The 18,677-nt window shown below is 41.2% G+C and carries 9 protein-coding genes and 1 tRNA gene; 4 read left to right on the top strand and 6 right to left on the bottom strand.

Annotated features, from left to right (window positions below; all coding sequences use genetic code 11):
* Window positions 1-127 precede the first annotated feature (127 nt).
* On the bottom strand, window positions 128-6,124 hold the full coding sequence (locus H6G08_RS13710; RefSeq protein WP_190543165.1) for a trifunctional serine/threonine-protein kinase/ATP-binding protein/sensor histidine kinase: 5,997 nt from the start codon (window positions 6,122-6,124) through the stop codon (window positions 128-130).
* Between the two features lie 1,047 nt (window positions 6,125-7,171).
* Here H6G08_RS13710 and H6G08_RS13715 point away from each other — a divergent pair.
* Complete coding sequence (locus H6G08_RS13715; protein ID WP_242046152.1) at window positions 7,172-10,717, top strand: WD40 domain-containing protein; 3,546 nt, start codon at window positions 7,172-7,174, stop codon at window positions 10,715-10,717.
* Between the two features lie 25 nt (window positions 10,718-10,742).
* Here H6G08_RS13715 and H6G08_RS13720 read toward each other — a convergent pair whose 3' ends face one another.
* The 5 genes from H6G08_RS13720 to H6G08_RS38180 form a co-directional block, all read right to left on the bottom strand.
* Window positions 10,743-11,474 carry a phycocyanobilin:ferredoxin oxidoreductase gene (locus H6G08_RS13720; protein WP_190543171.1) on the bottom strand — a complete coding sequence of 244 codons (732 nt, stop codon included), beginning with the start codon at window positions 11,472-11,474 and terminating at the stop codon, window positions 10,743-10,745.
* Window positions 11,475-11,742: 268 nt separating this feature from the next.
* Entirely contained in the window at window positions 11,743-13,674 is a 1,932-nt protein-coding gene (locus tag H6G08_RS13725; RefSeq protein ID WP_190543175.1) for a response regulator, read from the bottom strand.
* Window positions 13,675-13,799: 125 nt separating this feature from the next.
* On the bottom strand, window positions 13,800-14,003 hold the full coding sequence (locus H6G08_RS13730) for an ATP-binding protein (protein WP_190543178.1): 204 nt from the start codon (window positions 14,001-14,003) through the stop codon (window positions 13,800-13,802).
* Window positions 14,004-14,683: 680 nt separating this feature from the next.
* Window positions 14,684-14,755, bottom strand: a tRNA-Thr gene (locus H6G08_RS13735).
* 56 nt (window positions 14,756-14,811) lie between these two features.
* A complete protein-coding gene (locus tag H6G08_RS38180; protein ID WP_277877828.1) occupies window positions 14,812-14,937 on the bottom strand; it encodes a hypothetical protein in 126 nt (41 codons plus the stop codon).
* 55 nt (window positions 14,938-14,992) lie between these two features.
* On the opposite strand from H6G08_RS38180, the gene argF reads away from it, so the two are divergent.
* The 3 genes from argF (at window position 14,993) to H6G08_RS13750 (ending at window position 18,454) form a co-directional block, all read left to right on the top strand.
* The gene (gene argF / locus H6G08_RS13740) at window positions 14,993-15,913 is read left to right on the top strand and encodes an ornithine carbamoyltransferase (RefSeq protein ID WP_190543181.1); all 921 of its coding nucleotides are present in this window, start codon (window positions 14,993-14,995) and stop codon (window positions 15,911-15,913) included.
* 368 nt (window positions 15,914-16,281) lie between these two features.
* Complete coding sequence (lexA, locus tag H6G08_RS13745; RefSeq protein ID WP_096645157.1) at window positions 16,282-16,887, top strand: transcriptional repressor LexA; 606 nt, start codon at window positions 16,282-16,284, stop codon at window positions 16,885-16,887.
* A gap of 85 nt (window positions 16,888-16,972) precedes the next feature.
* Window positions 16,973-18,454, top strand: coding sequence for a DNA phosphorothioation system restriction enzyme (locus tag H6G08_RS13750; protein WP_190543184.1), 1,482 nt, complete (start codon window positions 16,973-16,975; stop codon window positions 18,452-18,454).
* Window positions 18,455-18,677: the final 223 nt, after the last annotated feature.

Below are 18,677 nucleotides of genomic sequence, written 5' to 3' on the forward strand. Positions count from 1 at the left end.
ATCTGCTTTTAAGTTGCACAATCCATTGTGAAGGCTATTGACTGTTGACGGTTGACTGTTGACTGTTGACGGTTGACTGTTGACAGTCCTTGCAATTTAGATTTGCATTAGCTTATGTCGGGTTTGTTTATGTATTATCAGCTTTGACTGGCAGAGAAATGATAAATTCTGCCCCTTGTTCCGGGGTTGATTCTACAGAGATAGTTCCCTGATGTCTTTGAACTATAATTTGCCAAGCGATCGCTAATCCTAAACCCGTACCTTTACCTACGGTTTTGGTAGTAAATAGATGCTCAAAGATCCGGTTTTTGACTGCTTCACTCATCCCAATACCGTTATCTTTAATGCGAATGATCGCATGGGGGGTAGAAAAAGTGTCTCCAGCTGGTACGAGTTCTGTGTTAATGATAATTTGCGGGAAATGGGGACGAAACTTACCTTGTCTGCGTTGTTGATTCAATTCCTCTATACTATCAATAGCATTAGCCAAAATATTCATAAACACTTGATTGAGTTGTCCGGGGAAACATTCCACCGCAGGTAAATTGCCAAAGTTTCTCATCGCATCAATGGCGGGACGGTGTTCGTTAGCTTTGAGGCGATGTTTAAGAATTAAGATGGTGCTGTTAATGCCTTCGTGAATATTAAAGGGAATTTTATAATCTTGGTCGGCGCGGGAAAAGGTGCGCAGACTGTTACTAATACTGCGAATGCGATCGATACCCAGTTTCATCGAGTCTATGAGTTTGGGTAAATCTTCACGGATATATTCTAAGTCGATGGCTTCAGCTTCATCGAGAATTTCTTGACCGGGATCGGGAAACTGTTGCTGATATAAATCTAGTAAGCCTAACAAATCTTGAATATAATTTTTTGCAGGTTGTAAGTTACCGACTAAGAACCCCACAGGATTATTAATTTCATGGGCGACACCAGCAACCAGATTACCTAAAGCAGACATTTTTTCATTCTGAATTAATTGTAATTGGGTTTGTTGCAAGTCTTGCATAGCTGCTTCTAACTCTTGGGCTTTTTGTTGGGCTTGAGCTTCTGCAAATTGGCGATGGCTAATATCAATAACAATTCCATCCCAAATAATCGAGCCATCTTTTTGCGGTTGCGGTTGCGCTACAGATTGAATCCATTTGAGCTTTCCTGAAGGGGTGATAATTCGCCATTCATGTTTAAATTGAGTTAAATTTGCGGCAGATTGGCTAATTAACTCTCCCACTTGTGTCATATCCTCAGGATGATTACAGGAGTAAAGATTATACTTCCCGGCTATGACTTCATCGGGTGGTAGTTCATAAAGTTCCGCGCAACCACAACTGACATAGGGTGTAGAGTTTGTACCGTCAGGAGATAACCGGAATTGGTAAATCATCCCAGGAATGTTATTAGCTAAATTCTGAAACCGGGTATCGCTGGCTTGTAATTCCTCTAAATATAACTCTAATTGTCGGCTGTAAATTTGCGATCGCTGGTAAAGGCGAGCATTTTCTAAGGAAATCGCGGCTTGGGTACAGAGGAGATTCAAGATTTCGACGCGATCGCTCGTAAATGCTCCCGTAATTAAATTATTTTCTAGATACAAAATCCCCAATAGTTTACCTTGATGCATAATTGGGGTACATAAAATACTCTTAGGTTGCTGATGCAAAATATAGGGATCGGCTGTTAGCCCAAAATTATCAGTAGCATCAATTAATACTAAAGGTTGTAGGGTTCTTTTTACTGAATTAATTAATAAAATCGGCAGTTCTTGACTTCTTTCTAAAGGCAGGGATTGTAAGACTAGAGGTTTTTCTCCTATAGTAATAGTTGCCTCTATGACTAACCTATCTTCTTTTTGTAAGAGTAAAGCACATTTATCTGCGCCGGCATTTTCTAGAACTACTTGCAGCAGGGTAGCTAATAATTTATCAAGATGAATTTCGCTAGATATCATTTGAAAAGATTGCAGTACAGTAGCTAAATCTAAGGCTGCACATAGACTATTACTGCTAGATTGAGAATTTTGACTAGGGCTATCATGCTCAGTTATCAGATTATCCACAACTGGGATAGTTAATTCTGAGGAAAAATTCAGCGTTTCTGATTGTAATATCGGCTTTAAATAAGCAGCATAGCATTGTTCTAATTGTTGAATTTTTGCCTTTGCTCCCCAACGGGCATAGCAATAGTAGGCGTTAATCATATAGTCTTGAACTAGGCTATTTTTTCCCCAATCTAAAGCAAATTTTGCGGCTAATTCGTTAGCTAAACCTTCTTCATGGGGGTATTGATTAACTTTGGCTGTGGTAATTGCCAAATCATAAAATTCCAAGGCGGCAGCTTTATTATTCAGTAAGCGATATCGTTCTGCTTCTACTAAATAAAATCTATGTAGATGATTAGCTGGGGCATGTTCTCCCCAATTCCTTAGCTGTTGTTGGTTGCTAGTAACTCGCTGTAAAATCTGTTGTTGCTCATCTGGATTAACTTGTGGATAAATTGCCAGATGGGCTAAAGAATCATAGGTGTAAAAGCTAGGAACGATAAATAATCCAGTGGCGGCTTCTAAGTAATCTGCTGTAGCGATCGCGGCGCTAATGGCTAAATCAAACTCTCCAAATAAATAACTGAGAAACAGTTGGTTGCTATGAAAATAGCACAAAGCTGTTTTATCTTTGCCTAGTTGGAGAATGGGTAGCATTTGTTCTTGATTAAAGGCTTTACCCAGTAACTGCCAAGGTGCTGCTGTCTGCTCTAATAAATTTACGATTCCTTGTTGAAAAATGGCAATTTGATTTACCAGTGCGGCTTGCTTGCTGAGATTTAACTGAGCGATAAAAGTCCCAGTTTCTTGATGGAGATCGGTTAAATTTTCTCCAGCTAACCAGGAATGCATCACATAAGCGATCGCACAAATACCCGCCCAAAGTAAATCTCCTGTGTCTAGTCCGCTTTGGTAGCCTTCTGTTAACAAAGATAAGCTGTTTCTCACCGGTTCTTGCCAATGCAAGGTTCCTAGACTCACTTCTCCATAGGTTTTGGCGATTTGTTCGGCGGCGGGAAACTTTTCTAGGAGTTTCAGCGCTAACTGGCCAAATTGGTAGCCAGAATGAATATCTCCTTGTAACCCACATAACAACTGTCCGTAGCAGCCATAGCCATAGCTAGAGGTGGGAGTATTGCCATATTCCACAGATAAGTTAACTTGCGCCAAAATAATTAAGGGAAATAATGCCGGTACTGCAACATAAGCAGAAGATGAGACAGCCGCCAGAATGCGCATGGCGGCTAATTTTTCCGGGTTGGTCATTGGCGCTAAATTAACTAAATCTAGCGGTTGCCTCTGGGCTAAAATCGATGAAGTTTGGGCAAATTTTTGAACAATATCTGATTCACCAGGCTGTTCGGGAAAAGCGATCCCTAAGGGTTGGAGGAACTTCAGCGCCATCTCCACTGCTTTAATTGGTTGGTGCTGTGCTTGTGCTGCTTGAATTTGAATTTCGGTAATTTTGACTGTATCTAAGTGGCTACGAGCATTTTCTCCAATCACTACGGCCAAGTTCGCCATTTGCTCTAAATTACCACTTAAATAAGCGGCTTCGTGGGCAGCTGCGTACATTTCTAGGGTAAGTTGATATTGGGTTTGCCAGCTATCTTCTGGTAGTAAATTAATCCCTGTGGTGAAATATTCTAAGGCGGCGGTGTGGGCTGTGGCGCTTTTGGCCTGATATCCGGCTTGAAGATTGAGTCGCGCTAGTTGATGTTTTTGGCTAGGCTCGCAAATTAAATTTTTACCGATATTTAATTGATTGACAATTGGGAAGAGTTTTTCCCTGGCTTCGGTTATGTGAGTGCGATCTAGCAGTAGTTGTCCAATTTTCAGGTGAGTAGCCGGTCTTTCTGTCTCTGGAATTAAAGCATATGCCGCCTGTTGGACGCGATCGTGTAAAAATTTGTACTGAGGTAAGGGGTGAGGTATCAGGGGTAATTGACAAATAGTATTTTCACAGTCGGGATCGACAAAAAATTTGCAAACTTCGTTAACAGCGAGAATTAATCCGGCTTGTATGGCTTTCCATAAGTCAGAGACTGTCTCTAGCTGAGATTTTTCGTAAACAATCGCCAAGGTGGCAATATCAAAAACGTGACCCATACTAGCTGCGAGTTGCAAAACTCTTTGGGTAGGGATGGGTAATTTCTGAATTTGCTGCACCATAAATTCCACCACATTATCTGTGAGGGCGAGGGCGCGAATTTGTGGTAAATTGCCTTGCCAGTAACCAGTATTTTTATTAAAACTAATACATTCTTCTGCGTATAATAACTGAAGAAATTGCTGGGTAAAAAACGGATTGCCGTTGGTTTTTTGATAGACTAATTCGGCTAAGGGTGCGGCTTTTTCTGGGGGACAGCTGAGGGTGTCTGCAATTAGCTGATTAATATCGCTGAGTTTCAGGGGATTAAGGCTGATAGTCTGGACGATCGCTGTGGTTTTATTAATTTTATCCAGCATTAACATCAGCGAATGAATGGAAGAGACTTCGTTATCGCGGTAAGCCCCGATGAGTAAAAGATAACCTGTATCTGCTGCGCTGATTAATAGTTGCATCAATCGCAGCGAAGCTGAATCCGCCCATTGCAAATCATCTAAGAAAATAACTAAAGGATGCTGGGGATGAGTAAAAACTTGAATAAATTTTTGTAATAGAAGATAAAATCGATTTTGCGCTGCGGTTCCCGATAGTTCTGGTACTGGGGGTTGTTGACCAATAATCAATTCTAGTTCGGGAATTACCTCGATGATTACTTGGCCGCGATCGCCCACAGCCTCGGTAATTTTCCGCTTCCACTGTTCTAGACGCAGATCTGATTCTGCTAGCAGTTGTCGCATTAAGTCGCGTAATGCTTGGACAAATGCCGAAAAGGGAATGTTACGATGAAATTGCTCAAATTTACCTTGGATGAAGTAACCCCTTTGTCTGACAATGGGCTTGTGGATTTCATGGACAACGGCTGTTTTACCGATTCCCGACATCCCCGCAATCAAAATTAATTCGCTGTGCGGATGGTTACTATGAAATACGCGATCGAATGCATCTAGTAAAGTTTGGACTTCAGCGTGACGACCATAGAGTTTTTCTGGTATCGAAAAGCGATCGCTCACATCGAGTTTACCAATGGCAAATGGGGCAATGTTTCCTGTCTGTTGCCATTGCGTTAAACAAATTTGCAGGTCTTGTTTTAATCCTAATGCAGTCTGATAGCGGTCTTCAGCATTTTTCGCCAGCAATTTCCAGATAATATCTGCTACTGGTTGGGGAATGGCTTCAATTTTATACTGGGAATCGGGGGCACAGTTAGGCCAATCTTGTGGCGGATTTATCGCTGAATTTACCTTTTCCCAGCGAATTTTAAATTGTTCTAAAGGTGCGGGTTGTTTGGCTAAATGACAGTGAATCAACTCCATGGGATCGGCTGTTATAAAAGGAGGTTGGCCTGTCAGCAGTTCAAAAAAAGTAATTCCCAAGGAATAAAAATCACTGCGATAGTCAATTCCCCGGTTCATCCTTCCTGTTTGTTCTGGAGAAATGTAAGTCAGGGTTCCTTCCAGCAGGTTCGGGTTTTTAATCTTTTGACTTTCTCTGGGTAGTAAAGAAGCGATACTAAAGTCTATGAGTTTAACTTCTTTGGTTTGGGGATTGATGAGAATATTATCTGGTTTAATATCTTTGTGAATTATCCGCTTTTGGTGAATTTGTTGGAGAATCTCGGTGATTTGCACAGCGATCGCTAAAAATTCACTGAGTTCTAAAGGCTGGATTTTCGTATATTCCCGCAGGGAAATTCCGCCAAAGTCTTCCATCACTAATGCATAGCTATGGTCGTATGCTTCTAAACTGTAATGGCGAACGACTCCCGGAAAATCAAGGGTTTTGGCAATTTTGTACTGGTTGCAAAACTGCAACATTTCCCCAAAAGTTGGATAATCAGATTTGAGACATTTGATAATTACAGGTTGTTGGTCTGTCTCTCGAATACCACGATAGACAATAGTTGTCGAACTAACGTGCAATTCTTCGACAACTTGATATCCTAAAATCTTGCATCCGAAATCCAGCCCCAATCTCATATTGTACTTACCTCATCTGCAAAATTACTTTTGCTTAATGGTTTTAATAATATTAGTATGCCCATGAGTTAGCTTTTTCTAACTTGAGAAGCCAGTAATACATCAGTTGAGCAGCTTAACAAGATCTCAATAAACCAGCCCCTACTGTTAACGGTCAATCAATTTTGGATTTTGGATTTACGATTTTGGATTGACTGCACCGATTCCGGGATGCAGCTTGGGGATTTTAAATTGACGATTTTGGATTTGTTCCACCCACGGCTGTGCATGAACCGAAATAATCTAAAATCTAAAATCTAAAATTGGCGCGGTCAACTGTCAACAGATCTCACGATGGATTGTGCAACTTAAAAGCAGAATAGCTTAACTCTATTAATAGGCTGTTTTCTTAATTGATTACAAAATTTTTTGCTAATTATAACAGTCGAATTTATTTAGAGGTGAAGATAACAGATTTATTTCCAATTCTCTTAATTATGATGACATCATACTATAGCAATTCTAAATAATTTGTGAAAGATTACATAAATGATTGTTAACTGTTAACTGTTAACCGTTGACAGTCAACAGTCACCAGTCAACAGCCAACACCGATATTTCTCACAACTGAAATAGGATTGCTATAGAGAATTTCTCAATTAATTCCTTCCTCGCTTCTTAGAGGCATATCTATATAGCGATAAATGAGATAAAGGAGATAAAAAATATTTAATTATGTATTTATCATGCTTGATATTTAGTAATCAAAAATCAAATTTCTCTTTGTTTCTAGTACCTGTAATAAAATTTACAAAATTTAGCCAAACTGGCAGCTATATATTGTAGCTAAAGAATACAATCTGCTTTAGCGAACTCATCTGTAAATTGGTATGGCAAAAAAAAATCATAAAAAATCATAAAAAATCTGGTTTAAACAAAAAAACAATTTAATTAACTAAAAAGGATTTAAAATCAGCTTTATTATGCTAATTTACTGGTTAATTTTGAGATAATCTTCTTTATTTCCTAGAGCTTGTAGGAGCTACAGAATTGACGTTTGAGCAAGCAATGCTGGTATTAGATCTAGTATTACAGCAGAAGCATTTAAGTAATATTCAAGAGCTAGTACTTCGTCAATCTTGGGAAGGATATACTTATGCACAGATTGCCGAAAGATCTGGTTATGATGATGATTATATCCGCGATGTAGGATATAGATTATGGCAGACACTCTCAAGGGCATTAGGGGAAAATGTCAATAAAAGTAATATTAAATCTGTCTTAAGAAGACGTTATGTAAATCTGCAACCAGCAGAAGTATCAGTTCCGACTCTCATAGAGAATCCCGTGGGAGAAAAACAGCCAAAAACCTCACTGCAACAAGATTGGGGCGAAGCAATAGATGTGTCTGTGTTTTATGGACGCATGACAGAACAAAGCAAACTGCAACAATGGATTGTCAACGATCGATGTCGGTTGCTGGCTTTATTAGGAATGGGTGGAATTGGGAAAACAGCTTTGTCTGTCAAGTTAGCACAACAACTGCAAGATAATTTTGATTACGTGATTTGGCGTAGTTTGCGGAATGCGCCACCAATTGTGGAATTGCTCAAAGACATCATTGCTTTTGTTTCTGAAGGAGAAGCTGTCAATCTCCCAGAAACTGTAGAAGCGCAAATTTCCGGCTTAATGAATTATCTGGCGGCTCAACGCTGTTTAATCGTCCTGGATAATGTGGAGTCGGTGTTAGCGACTGGAACCAGATCCGGACGCTATCGTTTGGGATATGAAGGATACGGACAACTTTTGCGCCGGCTGGGAGATGAACGCCATCAAAGTTGCTTGCTGATTACCAGTCGGGAAAAACCCATTGGCTTTACCGCCAGAGAAGGAGATAATTTACCAGTGCGATCGCTCCAATTAACAGGTTTACCCGAAGCCGAAGCTAGGCAAATCCTCCTCACCAAAGGACTGCTAAATTCCCCAGATGAATTTGATAATTTAATTCAGCGCTATACAGGTAATCCTCTCGCCTTAAAAATCGTCGCTACTACAATCCAGCGACTATTTGGTGGCAATATTCAGGCATTTTTAGCCCAAGGAACTATTGTTTTTGGGGATATCTGGCAAATTTTAGACCAACAATTTAGTCGCTTGGCGGTGAACGAACAGCAACTGATGTACTGGTTAGCAATTAAACGGGAATGGGTAACCATCCCCGAATTAGAAGCAGACATTATCCCTCAAATATCCAAGCGAGAATTATTAGAAGCACTCTTATCTTTGCAGGGGCGATCGCTTATTGAACAGCAATCGGGTAGTTATACGCAACAACCTGTAGTCATGGAATACATGACCGATAAATTAATTAAACAAGTTTGTCAAGAAATTATCAGCGGTGAAATTAACCTCTATAATACCTACGCTTTAATGGAAGCAACAGCGAAGGATTATGTGAGTGAGAGTCAAAAACGGGTGATTTTAGCACCGATATTAAACAGTCTCAATATTATCTGGAACAATCCCGCCACTATTACCAGAAGATTGCAAGAAATTATTTCTCTACTGCGCAGTAAATTTGCCGCCATACCAGGATATGCAGCAGGAAATACAATTAACCTCCTGCGTCAACTCAATGTTGATTTCACTGGCTGGGATTTTTCCGGTTTAACCATTTGGCAAGCTTGTTTGCAAAACATCAACTTGTATCAGGTAAACTTTCGCAATAGCGATCTGAGAAAATCTAATTTTCATCAGGCTTTGGTGAATATTCTCACCGTCCAATTCAGTCCTGATGGTCAAGTTTTGGTCACAGGCGATGCTAATGGTAGTGTCAGGTTGTGGAATATTGCAGATGGACAACAACTACAACATCTAGAAGGACATACAGGCTGGGTTTGGCAAGCTAACTTTAGCCAAGATGGGCAAACTCTCGCCAGTTGTTGTGAAAATGGCATAATTAAACTCTGGGATGTGAATACAGGGCAATGTTTGCACAGCTATCATCAAGAAAGCATTCGCAGTTGGTTATCTAGCTTTAGCCCAGATAATAAAATTTTAGCCAGTACTAGCCGAGAACAGACTATTAAATTCTGGGATATCCACAGGGGAGAATGTATCAAAACTTTCTCAGAAGATACTCATAAAATCGGCCCGGTGGCTTTCAGTCCGGATGGGCAAATTCTCGCCAGTGGTAACGATTATCAAACAGTCAGCCTCTGGGATGTGAATACAGGGGAATGTTTGCAGACATTAGACGAACACCATCAAGCAATTTGGTCTGTTAGCTTTAGTCCTGACGGGCAAATTCTCGCCACTGGTAGCGAAGATAAAACAGTCAAACTTTGGGATGTGAGTACAGGTAGGTGTTGGCAAACCTTACAAGGATCGCAGATAGATTTAGTTTGGGCGATCGCTTTTAGTCCCGATGGCAAAACTTTAGCGATCGCCGGCGAAGCAGCAACAATTAGTATTTGGGATCTGAATACAGGTAAATGTATCAAAACCCTATCCGGTCACACTACCCGTGTTTGGTCAATTGCTTTTAGTCCCGATGGGCACATTCTCGCCAGTGGTGCAGAAGACCAAAGTATTAGATTATGGGAAGTGAATACGGGCAGATGTATTAAAACTTTTCACGGTTACCCCATTTTTACTGGTGCAGTTGCTTTTAGTCCTGATGGTGAATCGCTAGCGAGTAGCACGGGGCACACAGTTAGATTATGGGATTTAGCAACGGGTAATTTAGTCAAAAACTTACCAGGACATAGCCGCGATGTTATGGCATTAGCCTACAATACTGATGGAAACACTTTAGCTAGTGGTAGTTTAGATGGCTCAATTCGCTTGTGGAATCTCAGTAGCGGAGAATATGACAAAATTCTCCAAGAACATAGTAGCTTTATCTTTGCACTTAACTATAGTCCTAATGGGCATAGGTTAGCTAGCGGGAGTGCAGATAAGACAATCAAAATTTGGGATGTCGCCACAGGGCAATGTTTGCGCACTTTAACCGGTCATACAGGCTGGGTATTTTCTGTAGTCTGGAGTCTAGATGGGAGATTTTTAGCGAGTATGGGGGAAAATAGCATTCATTTATGGGATGCTATCACCGGGGAAAATTTACAAGTATTACCAGGACAATATTGTTTAATTGGTGCAGTAGCCTTTCATCCTAATGGTCAACTGTTAGCAACTGGGGATAATCAAGAATATAAAATTCAGTTTTGGGATATTCACACAGGTAATAGTTGGCAAACAATAGAGTCACATAAAACCACCGTCACTGATGTCAAGTTTAGCCCCAATGGCGATCGCGTTGCTAGTGGGAGTCACGACAAAACCATCAAAATTTGGCACAGTCAAACCGGGGAATACTTGCAAACCCTGCAAGGACATAGTAATTGGATTTGGGCGATCGCATTTCATCCCCAAGGACAAATCCTCGCTAGTGGTTCCCAAGATGAGACAGTTAGACTCTGGGATATCGCTACAGGCGAATGCTTACAAATTTTGCGATCGCCTCGTCCCTATCAAGGGATGAACATTCAAGGCGTGACAGGTTTAACTCCAGCCCAGAAAGCCACTTTAAAAATTCTCGGCGCTAGGGATTGATTGCTGTGCGCTTTTGACAAATACTTCAAGCTACATAGTCAAACAGCATCGTGTTTATGTAGCGATCTGTCCACTCTGTCCCAAAGGATTTTTCGAGAACTCGGCGGGTTTTATCATTCTGTTGTTGCTTTGTACAGTAATAGCGTTGACCTGCTAGCACTCTGGAGATGTCAAGATTTGATGTCAGGGGAGTTTCTGTACTCGCAATCTGACAATGAATGGTTAAAAATTCTCGCACGCGGTGGAAAAACTTATCTTCTTCTTGGGGGTTTTCGGGACGTACAAACAGACAAAAATCTGAAAAGATATCACCCCACTCTGGTAAAGCCCGTGGTTGGGAAAACTCCACAGGAGATAAAACCGACAACTGTTGATAATAACGTGGGGGGAGAGTGCGATCGCTACTTACAGGAGACAAATCCGCGATCGCTGCACTAATTGCGCCGCCTCGTCCGCCTACCAAATCCGTACCAAAAATGGGAATATCATATTCAGGATTGGGAAACATGACACAATGAAGAATATCCAATCCATTACCGACTCGCGCCAATTCCAAATGTAGTTTGCGAAATTGTGGCGTCTGGTAACAATGATTTTCCACGATCAGCCGTTCACCTTCCAGATGTCCCTCAACATAACCTAAACCTTCAGGGATAGAGTAAGGGGAGAGATCCAAGTACTGATGCCAAATTTCTTCAATGGCATCCGCCAATTTGTGGATGAGAGAATGCTGATGGCTTCTGATCGATGTTTGCATAATAATCAGGAATGATAATAGGTCAATAGGTATTAGCTCACAGTCCCCTACTCCGATCTCTGGCAATTACCTCAACAGGTTTCATAGTCAATGAGGCAGTTCAGCGACCAACAGTATTTTCCCATGCGTTGGTTTCGCTCACAACTATTCATGCTTCCATCGGCAATGGGAAGCAGAGGAGCAGGGTGCAGGGTGCAGGGAAGGGAAAAGGGGGAATAATCAATGCCCAATGCCCAATGCCCAATGCCCAATGCCCCATGCCCCATAATTAACTCGCCCAAGCTTTAACTCTTTGTAACCGCCGCAGAATCCGGTTAGCGAGTTCGACTCCTTTGACTGGCTTACACAAATAGTCATCAGCACCTGCAGTAAAAGCTTGATTTTGGCTGGCGGCATCTGTGAGTACGCTCAGAAATAATACAGGTAACCGTTGCCAATGAGGATCGCTGCGGAGAATTTGGCACAGTTCAAAGCCGTTAATTTGTGGCATATTCACATCTAATACTAAAGCATCGGGAGTGACTGCTTGCAGTACTGCCCAAAATTGTTGCGGATCGGCTAGGGTTGTGACTTTAAATCCCCAAGGTTTAAGGAGAGTAGGGAGAGTGCGTAACCATTCTTGATCGTCGTCAAGAATCATCACTTTCTTGGCTGCTTCCGTACCGCGTAACAAATTGACTGCAGTGTCAATCACTTGTTCAGCAGAAATCGGTGCGGCTAAAAACAATTTTCCACCCCGGCGCATGACTTCTAAGCGATCGCTTAATTCATTGCGATCGCTCATCACCACAATCGGTAATTCCGAGTAACGTTGTGCTAATATCTGCAATATTTCCCAAATATTATTGTCTGAATCTGATAAACTAGTCGGTAAGCGCAACAGCACAACATCAGGATTTTGACCGACAGCATCAAAAATTGACTCGGTTGTTAGTAAGGTTTTAGCCATATCCAGCAACGGCGCAATCTCAATCCGAATTCCCTTAGTTGCTGCTACATCCGCTAAAGATTGGTTAAACTCGCTGTCTGAACTGACAATTAGTAATAGGGGTGATTGCCCATTGGGAATTTGCGACATCTGAATCAGTGTAGTCTGCTCAATGTCTTGCTGCAGAGCCATCACCAAAGTTTTCATCAATGGTGCGTGTTTTGGTTGTAGCGGTTCTCGACCACCTAACCAATACTCTAACTGTCTGGCGATGTGAATTGTTTTTGTTAACCCAAAAATTCCCAGAGTACCCGCTAGTTTATGGGCTACTTGTTGCGCCTGTGCTTGTTGTTGAGTTTTGAGTTGATTTGCTTGTAAGTCCCTGACGGTTTGTAATAATACTCCAATCTGGTCTAGGGTTTTGGCTTTGCTAGACTTCCACGTGTCGTTGAGAAAAGCGAGATATTGTTGCTGGTAATCAGTCGCAGGGCGATAATTTTCCCCATCGCTCAACTTTTGTGGAGATAACGCTATTGATTCCTCATCCGTATAATTACTATTATTATTTGTAGCTAATTGTGTAGAAGATTCTTCTGTATTGATGGCTTTTAAGTAATAGCCCCTTCCATGCATAGTAGCAATAAAATCGTGGGGCGCGCCTGCTGCAACTAACTTGTGTCTCACCCGACGGATATGGGAACGGACTGTAGCTTCCGAAGGAAATTCTTCCGAAGACCATAAGCGATCAAGAAGTTCTTCCGTGCTGAACACATGCTGACAATCTCGCAGCAATAATTCTAGCAAATCGTACTCCATCGCCGTTAAATTGAGGGGGCGACCATTATAAGTCACTTCACAAGTACTGGGGTTAAGCAGCAAATCGCCCCAAGTCAGTAAAGGAAAAGGATTGTTACTACCACGCCTCAGCAAAGCGCGAATCCTGGCGATTAATTCTACAGGGTCGAAAGGCTTAACCATGTAGTCATCTGCACCAGCATCCAAGCCCTGAACTTTCGCGGTAATATTATCTTGTGCTGTAAGTAGTAAAATTGGGAAACTGTATCCATTGGTGCGGAAGCGCTTGCATAAGCTGATACCATCTAACTTTGGCAGCATGATATCTAGTACGATCAGGTCATACTCAAAGGTAGAGCCATAAGTCCAACCCATTTCTCCATCTTTGACCACATCTACAACATAGTTATGGGTTGTCAGATTTCTGCTGAGAACTTTAATTAATAAATCATCATCTTCTACAAGCAAGATTTTCATGGATGCAGCTACCAATGGAGAATTATCATAATTTGCTCTGCCAGATCTAGCAAGTTAAAATCTTTGCTAATTCCATTACTCACTCCCAAAACAGAAAACTGAAACTTTGTCGCCATAAATTCCCCTCATTGAAGATTGGCTGACTCAAGGTTAAACAATGTCAGCGCAAATTTACTTCCACACATCAGATGACTTTCTGTCCAAGTTCTGTCGCTGTGCTGCTCAATCGGTTGCTCACAAATGGTGAGTGCTAAACCAGTGCTAACTTGTTTGGGGTCATCTGACGAATCTACTGGTGAAAATCGGTTTTTGCGCCGGATTGGGAACATTGCTCAAAAGAACGTTTTGACGACTAAATCAATATTTCAGGGGGAATTTTCCATTCTTTACTTAACTTAGCGAAAGTTTAAATCTTATGAAGTTAATGTTGGAAAAATTAACATTTTTGCTATAAAAACTCAGGTAAAAACCTATGATCAGACATTCCTTCTAAAATTTCTGCCAAGCGCGTACAAGCGGAAATTATCGCTCTTGACTGTGTCCTGTGTTAATTAGCGATCGCCTGAAAAGTTCTTTGTTTGCGCTTACTGCACTTGTTGACAATTTTGTCAATGCGTAAGTCCTAGTATTTTTCTTTTATTTGTCTTTGCTTCACACCCATTTTTTCAGAGGGGAGAGGGTTGAAAGGTGCATCCGACTTGTAAGCCTATGAGATTCTACAAGCCTAGAAAGAGAAATAGAAATTACGCTTAATGTGAATTAAAGAAGTTGAGATTGGAAAGTGAGAACATTAATACCAAAACGCCGACCAAGCAACAAACGTAGTTATTAAATTTTTAAAGTACCATTTTAGTCTTAAACTTAAATCTAAATAATATGACGACATCCAACTATGAATAAAACGACATTAATTTGCGAAAACTCACTATAATTAAATTCAGTCTAAAAAACAGTCAAAGCGACATTGATTTGCAAATCGCGACATACAATTTGCGAATCTACAACATAAAGCCAGCAGTCGGATTTGAACCGACGACCTTCCGATTACAAGTCGGATGCACTACCACTGTGCTATGCTGGCGTTTTTTGCGAAGCGCTTAATGCACTCACCGATTTTGAATTATAGCATAAACAAGTTTATTGTCTAGCAACAGGCGAGAAAATTTTTTTGACGGTTGACTGTTGACGGTTGACTGTTGACCAATGACCATCTCCCCCCGACACCAGAATATCTGGTAGAGTTTTAAGGCGATAATTTTTCATAGAGCTGGCTCAAGGCATAGAAAAAGATCACTGGTTCTTTACAGATTCATAAAGCATGGTAGCGTTGAACGGACGAGATTTATTAAGTCTGGCGGATCTGAGTTCTACAGAACTTCAGGAACTTCTGCAATTAGCATCTCAACTCAAATCTCAAAAGCTCAAGTTGCATTGTCATAAGGTTTTGGGATTGTTGTTTTCTAAAGCTTCAACTCGCACGCGAGTGAGTTTTACAGTAGCGATGTATCAATTGGGTGGACAGGTAATCGATCTCAACCCTAATGTTACCCAAGTGAGCCGTGGAGAACCAGTACAAGATACAGCTAGGGTGTTGGATCGATATCTGGATGTATTAGCAATTCGCACTTTTGCGCAACAAGAGTTAGAAACTTTTGCTGACTATGCCAAGATTCCGGTAATTAATGCGCTGACTGATGCGGAACATCCTTGTCAGGTATTGGCAGATTTAATGACGATTCAAGAGTGTTTTGGTAGCGCCAAAGGGTTAACTTTAACTTATGTGGGTGATGGGAATAATGTCGCCAATTCTTTAATGTTGGGTTGTGCTTTGGCGGGAATGAATGTGAGAATCGCGACGCCTGTTGGCTATGAACCCGATAGCGCCATTGTAGAACAAGCCAGAGCGATCGCTAATCATCAAACTGAAGTTCTGCTCACCCATGACCCAGAAATCGCCGCTAAAGGTGCATCTGTACTTTACACTGATGTGTGGGCAAGTATGGGACAAGAAGCAGAAGCAGACGATCGCTTCCCGATTTTCCAACCATACCAAATTTCTGAGCAGTTATTAAGTCTTGCTGACCCCGAAGCTATTGTTTTACACTGTCTACCAGCCCATCGCGGTGAAGAAATTACCGAAGCAGTTATCGAAGGTTCTCAATCACGGGTTTGGGATCAGGCGGAAAATCGAATGCACGCCCAAAAGGCTTTGTTAGCTAGTATTTTAGGCGCAGAATGAAGAATGTTGACTGTTGATGGTTGACTGTTGACTGGAACCGTCAACGACTTAAAAAGGCAAAAGACATGGTACAAATATCATGCTTTTGCCTTTTATTTTTTTATAGTTATCGGTATTGATCCCAACAGATGCCACAAAATTAGGTCAATATATCTTTCATTCCCAACAAAACTGCTACAGTAGTCTTAAATAACTTCTCATAAACGAACTCATCCTTTATCTGGTTTCTTTCACATTACCTATCTTCATCAATCAACTCTCAAATTAAATAAGATTGTCAGATATATTTTCACTTTCATCTTGCTTATATGGGATTTTATGTAGTACTAATGTTCTAGGGACATTTGTAATTACTTCCCAACAAAATTATGGAACGTTTAACAGAAGCTCAACAAGAATTGTATGAATGGCTGGGAGAATACATCCGCACTCATCAGCATTCGCCTTCAATTCGGCAAATGATGCAAGCGATGAATTTAAAGTCACCTGCACCAATTCAAAGCCGTTTAGAACATTTACGGACTAAAGGCTATATTGAATGGACTGAAGGTAAGGCGCGAACTATTAGAATTTTGCGTCCTGTTGCTACTGGCGTACCTATTTTAGGTACTATTGCTGCTGGAGGTTTAATTGAACCTTTTACCGATGCTGTAGAACATTTAGACATTAGTAATTTTGCCTTACCTCCCCAAAGTTATGCTTTGCGGGTAGCTGGAGACAGCATGATTGAAGATTTAATTGCTGATGGCGATTTAGTATTTTTGCGCCCAGTACCAGAACCAAATCAACTTAAAAATGGCACGATTGTAGCTGCAAGAGTTGACGGACATGGTACTACATTAAAGCGCTTTTATCGCAGTGGCGATCGCGTTACTCTCAAACCAGCGAATGCAAAATACCAGCCGATTGAAGTTCCAGCTGTTCACGTACAGGTACAAGGTTCTTTAGTCGCCGTTTGGCGTGATTATAACTAGAGGCTAGGGGTTAGGGGCTAAGGGCTAGGGAGGGATGAGGTAGACAACTTACCATTGACTTTTGACTTTTGACTTTTGACTTGTTATGTACCTGACGCCAAATCGAGTGCAGCCACTACCCGGTTTTCGCTTACGATTGCCATTGTTAAGGGAAAATCGGGGTAATTATCAAACGCAAAAACCATTACCAGGATGCCCAAAAATGCCCCAATCTCTGCAACTGCGGGGATATCAGCGCCAAGCGATAACAAGCTGGTTTGCTAACAATGGCAGAGGGACGCTAAAAATGGCTACTGGTAGTGGTAAAACGATCGCAGCTTTAGCGATCGCTTGTGAATTATACCAGCAGATTAACTTACAAGTCTTGGTGGTGGTATGTCCCTATCGTCATCTTGTCACTCAATGGGCAAGAGAATGCGAAAAATTTAACTTGCAGCCGATTTTAGCATTCCTTGATGTCCGCAATTGGCAAAGTCAACTCTCTACCCAAATTTATAATCTGCGTTCTGGTTCGCAAAAATTTGTCACGGTGATTACCACCAACTCGACATTAATTGGCGAGGGGTTTCAGTCGCAGGTGAAATATTTTCCCGACAGAACTCTAATTATTGGCGATGAAGCCCATAATTTAGGCGCACCCAAGTTAGAGGAAAGTTTACCTCGTCGCATTGGTTTACGGCTGGCGTTATCTGCGACGCCAGAAAGGTATTTTGATGATGATGGTACTCAATGTTTGCTTGATTATTTCGGCCCTGTGCTACAGCCTGAATTTACTTTGAGAGATGCGATCGCTCAAGGTGCTTTGGTACATTATCTGTATTATCCGATTTTGGTGGAATTAACAGAAGCCGAAAGTATTGCCTATTTAAAATTAACTCGCAGAATTGGGCGATCTTTATTGTACCGAGAACGGGAAAATGGCACAGTCGGAGATTTTGAAAATAACGAAGATTTAAAGCCATTATTAATGCAACGCGCCCGGTTAATTGGTGCAGCATCAAACAAGTTAACTGCTTTGCGAGAATTAATGGCGACTCGCAAAGATACCACCCACACTTTATTTTATTGCAGCGATGGTTCCCAAGAAGCGGGAGAGCGTTCTTCCTTGCGTCAACTTAAAGCCGTAGCCAAAATTCTTGGTGTGGAATTGGGGTATAAAGTTAGTACCTATACAGCCCATACTTCTTTAGAAGAAAGGGAGGTTTTACGCCGTCAATTTGAAAGTGGAGAATTGCAAGGTTTAGTAGCCATTCGCTGTTTAGACGAAGGTGTAGATATTCCCGCAATTCAAACTGCGGTAATTTTATCCAGTTCTGGTAATCCCCGTCAGTTTATCCAACGTCGCGGGCGCGTTTTACGTCCCCACCCAGGAAAAGAACGCGCCATTATTTACGACATGATTGTCTTACCGCCAGATTTAGAAAGGGAAACTATAGAAGTAGAACGCAATTTATTAAAGAAAGAATTGCGGCGCTTTGTCGAGTTTGCCGATTTAGCTGATAATGCCGGTGAAGCGAGAATGAAGCTACTTGCTTTACAAAAGAGGTATGGTTTATTAGATATTTGAACCGCTGTTTTTTTATGGATTTTTGTAAAATTTTTCGTAATAGTGAATTATGTGTGCCAATTTATGAAAGAATAATCTTATTGACCATAATATAATGGGATGTTTGCAAAATTTTTAAAAGCGCAAACATCCCATTATAATATAGGCTAATTATAGCAATGCATCACCTAAAAATAAAGCCCTTTCTCTAAAAAATCAAACAAATGACAAATGACAAATGACA

This window comes from Calothrix anomala FACHB-343 (assembly GCF_014696435.1).
In the GTDB taxonomy this organism is placed as follows: Bacteria; Cyanobacteriota; Cyanobacteriia; order Cyanobacteriales; family Nostocaceae; genus Aulosira; species Aulosira anomala_A.

What these genes read in the sequence shown, in the direction of transcription:
- H6G08_RS13710 (WP_190543165.1), bottom strand. Translation starts at nt 6,124, where the DNA reads ATGAGATTGGGGCTGGATTTCGGATGCAAGATTTTAGGATATCAAGTT.
- H6G08_RS13715 (WP_242046152.1), top strand. Translation starts at nt 7,172, where the DNA reads ATGCTGGTATTAGATCTAGTATTACAGCAGAAGCATTTAAGTAATATT.
- H6G08_RS13720 (WP_190543171.1), bottom strand. Translation starts at nt 11,474, where the DNA reads ATGCAAACATCGATCAGAAGCCATCAGCATTCTCTCATCCACAAATTG.
- H6G08_RS13725 (WP_190543175.1), bottom strand. Translation starts at nt 13,674, where the DNA reads ATGAAAATCTTGCTTGTAGAAGATGATGATTTATTAATTAAAGTTCTC.
- H6G08_RS13730 (WP_190543178.1), bottom strand. Translation starts at nt 14,003, where the DNA reads ATGTTCCCAATCCGGCGCAAAAACCGATTTTCACCAGTAGATTCGTCA.
- H6G08_RS38180 (WP_277877828.1), bottom strand. Translation starts at nt 14,937, where the DNA reads ATGAAAAATTATCGCCTTAAAACTCTACCAGATATTCTGGTGTCGGGG.
- argF (WP_190543181.1), top strand. Translation starts at nt 14,993, where the DNA reads ATGGTAGCGTTGAACGGACGAGATTTATTAAGTCTGGCGGATCTGAGT.
- lexA (WP_096645157.1), top strand. Translation starts at nt 16,282, where the DNA reads ATGGAACGTTTAACAGAAGCTCAACAAGAATTGTATGAATGGCTGGGA.
- H6G08_RS13750 (WP_190543184.1), top strand. Translation starts at nt 16,973, where the DNA reads ATGTACCTGACGCCAAATCGAGTGCAGCCACTACCCGGTTTTCGCTTA.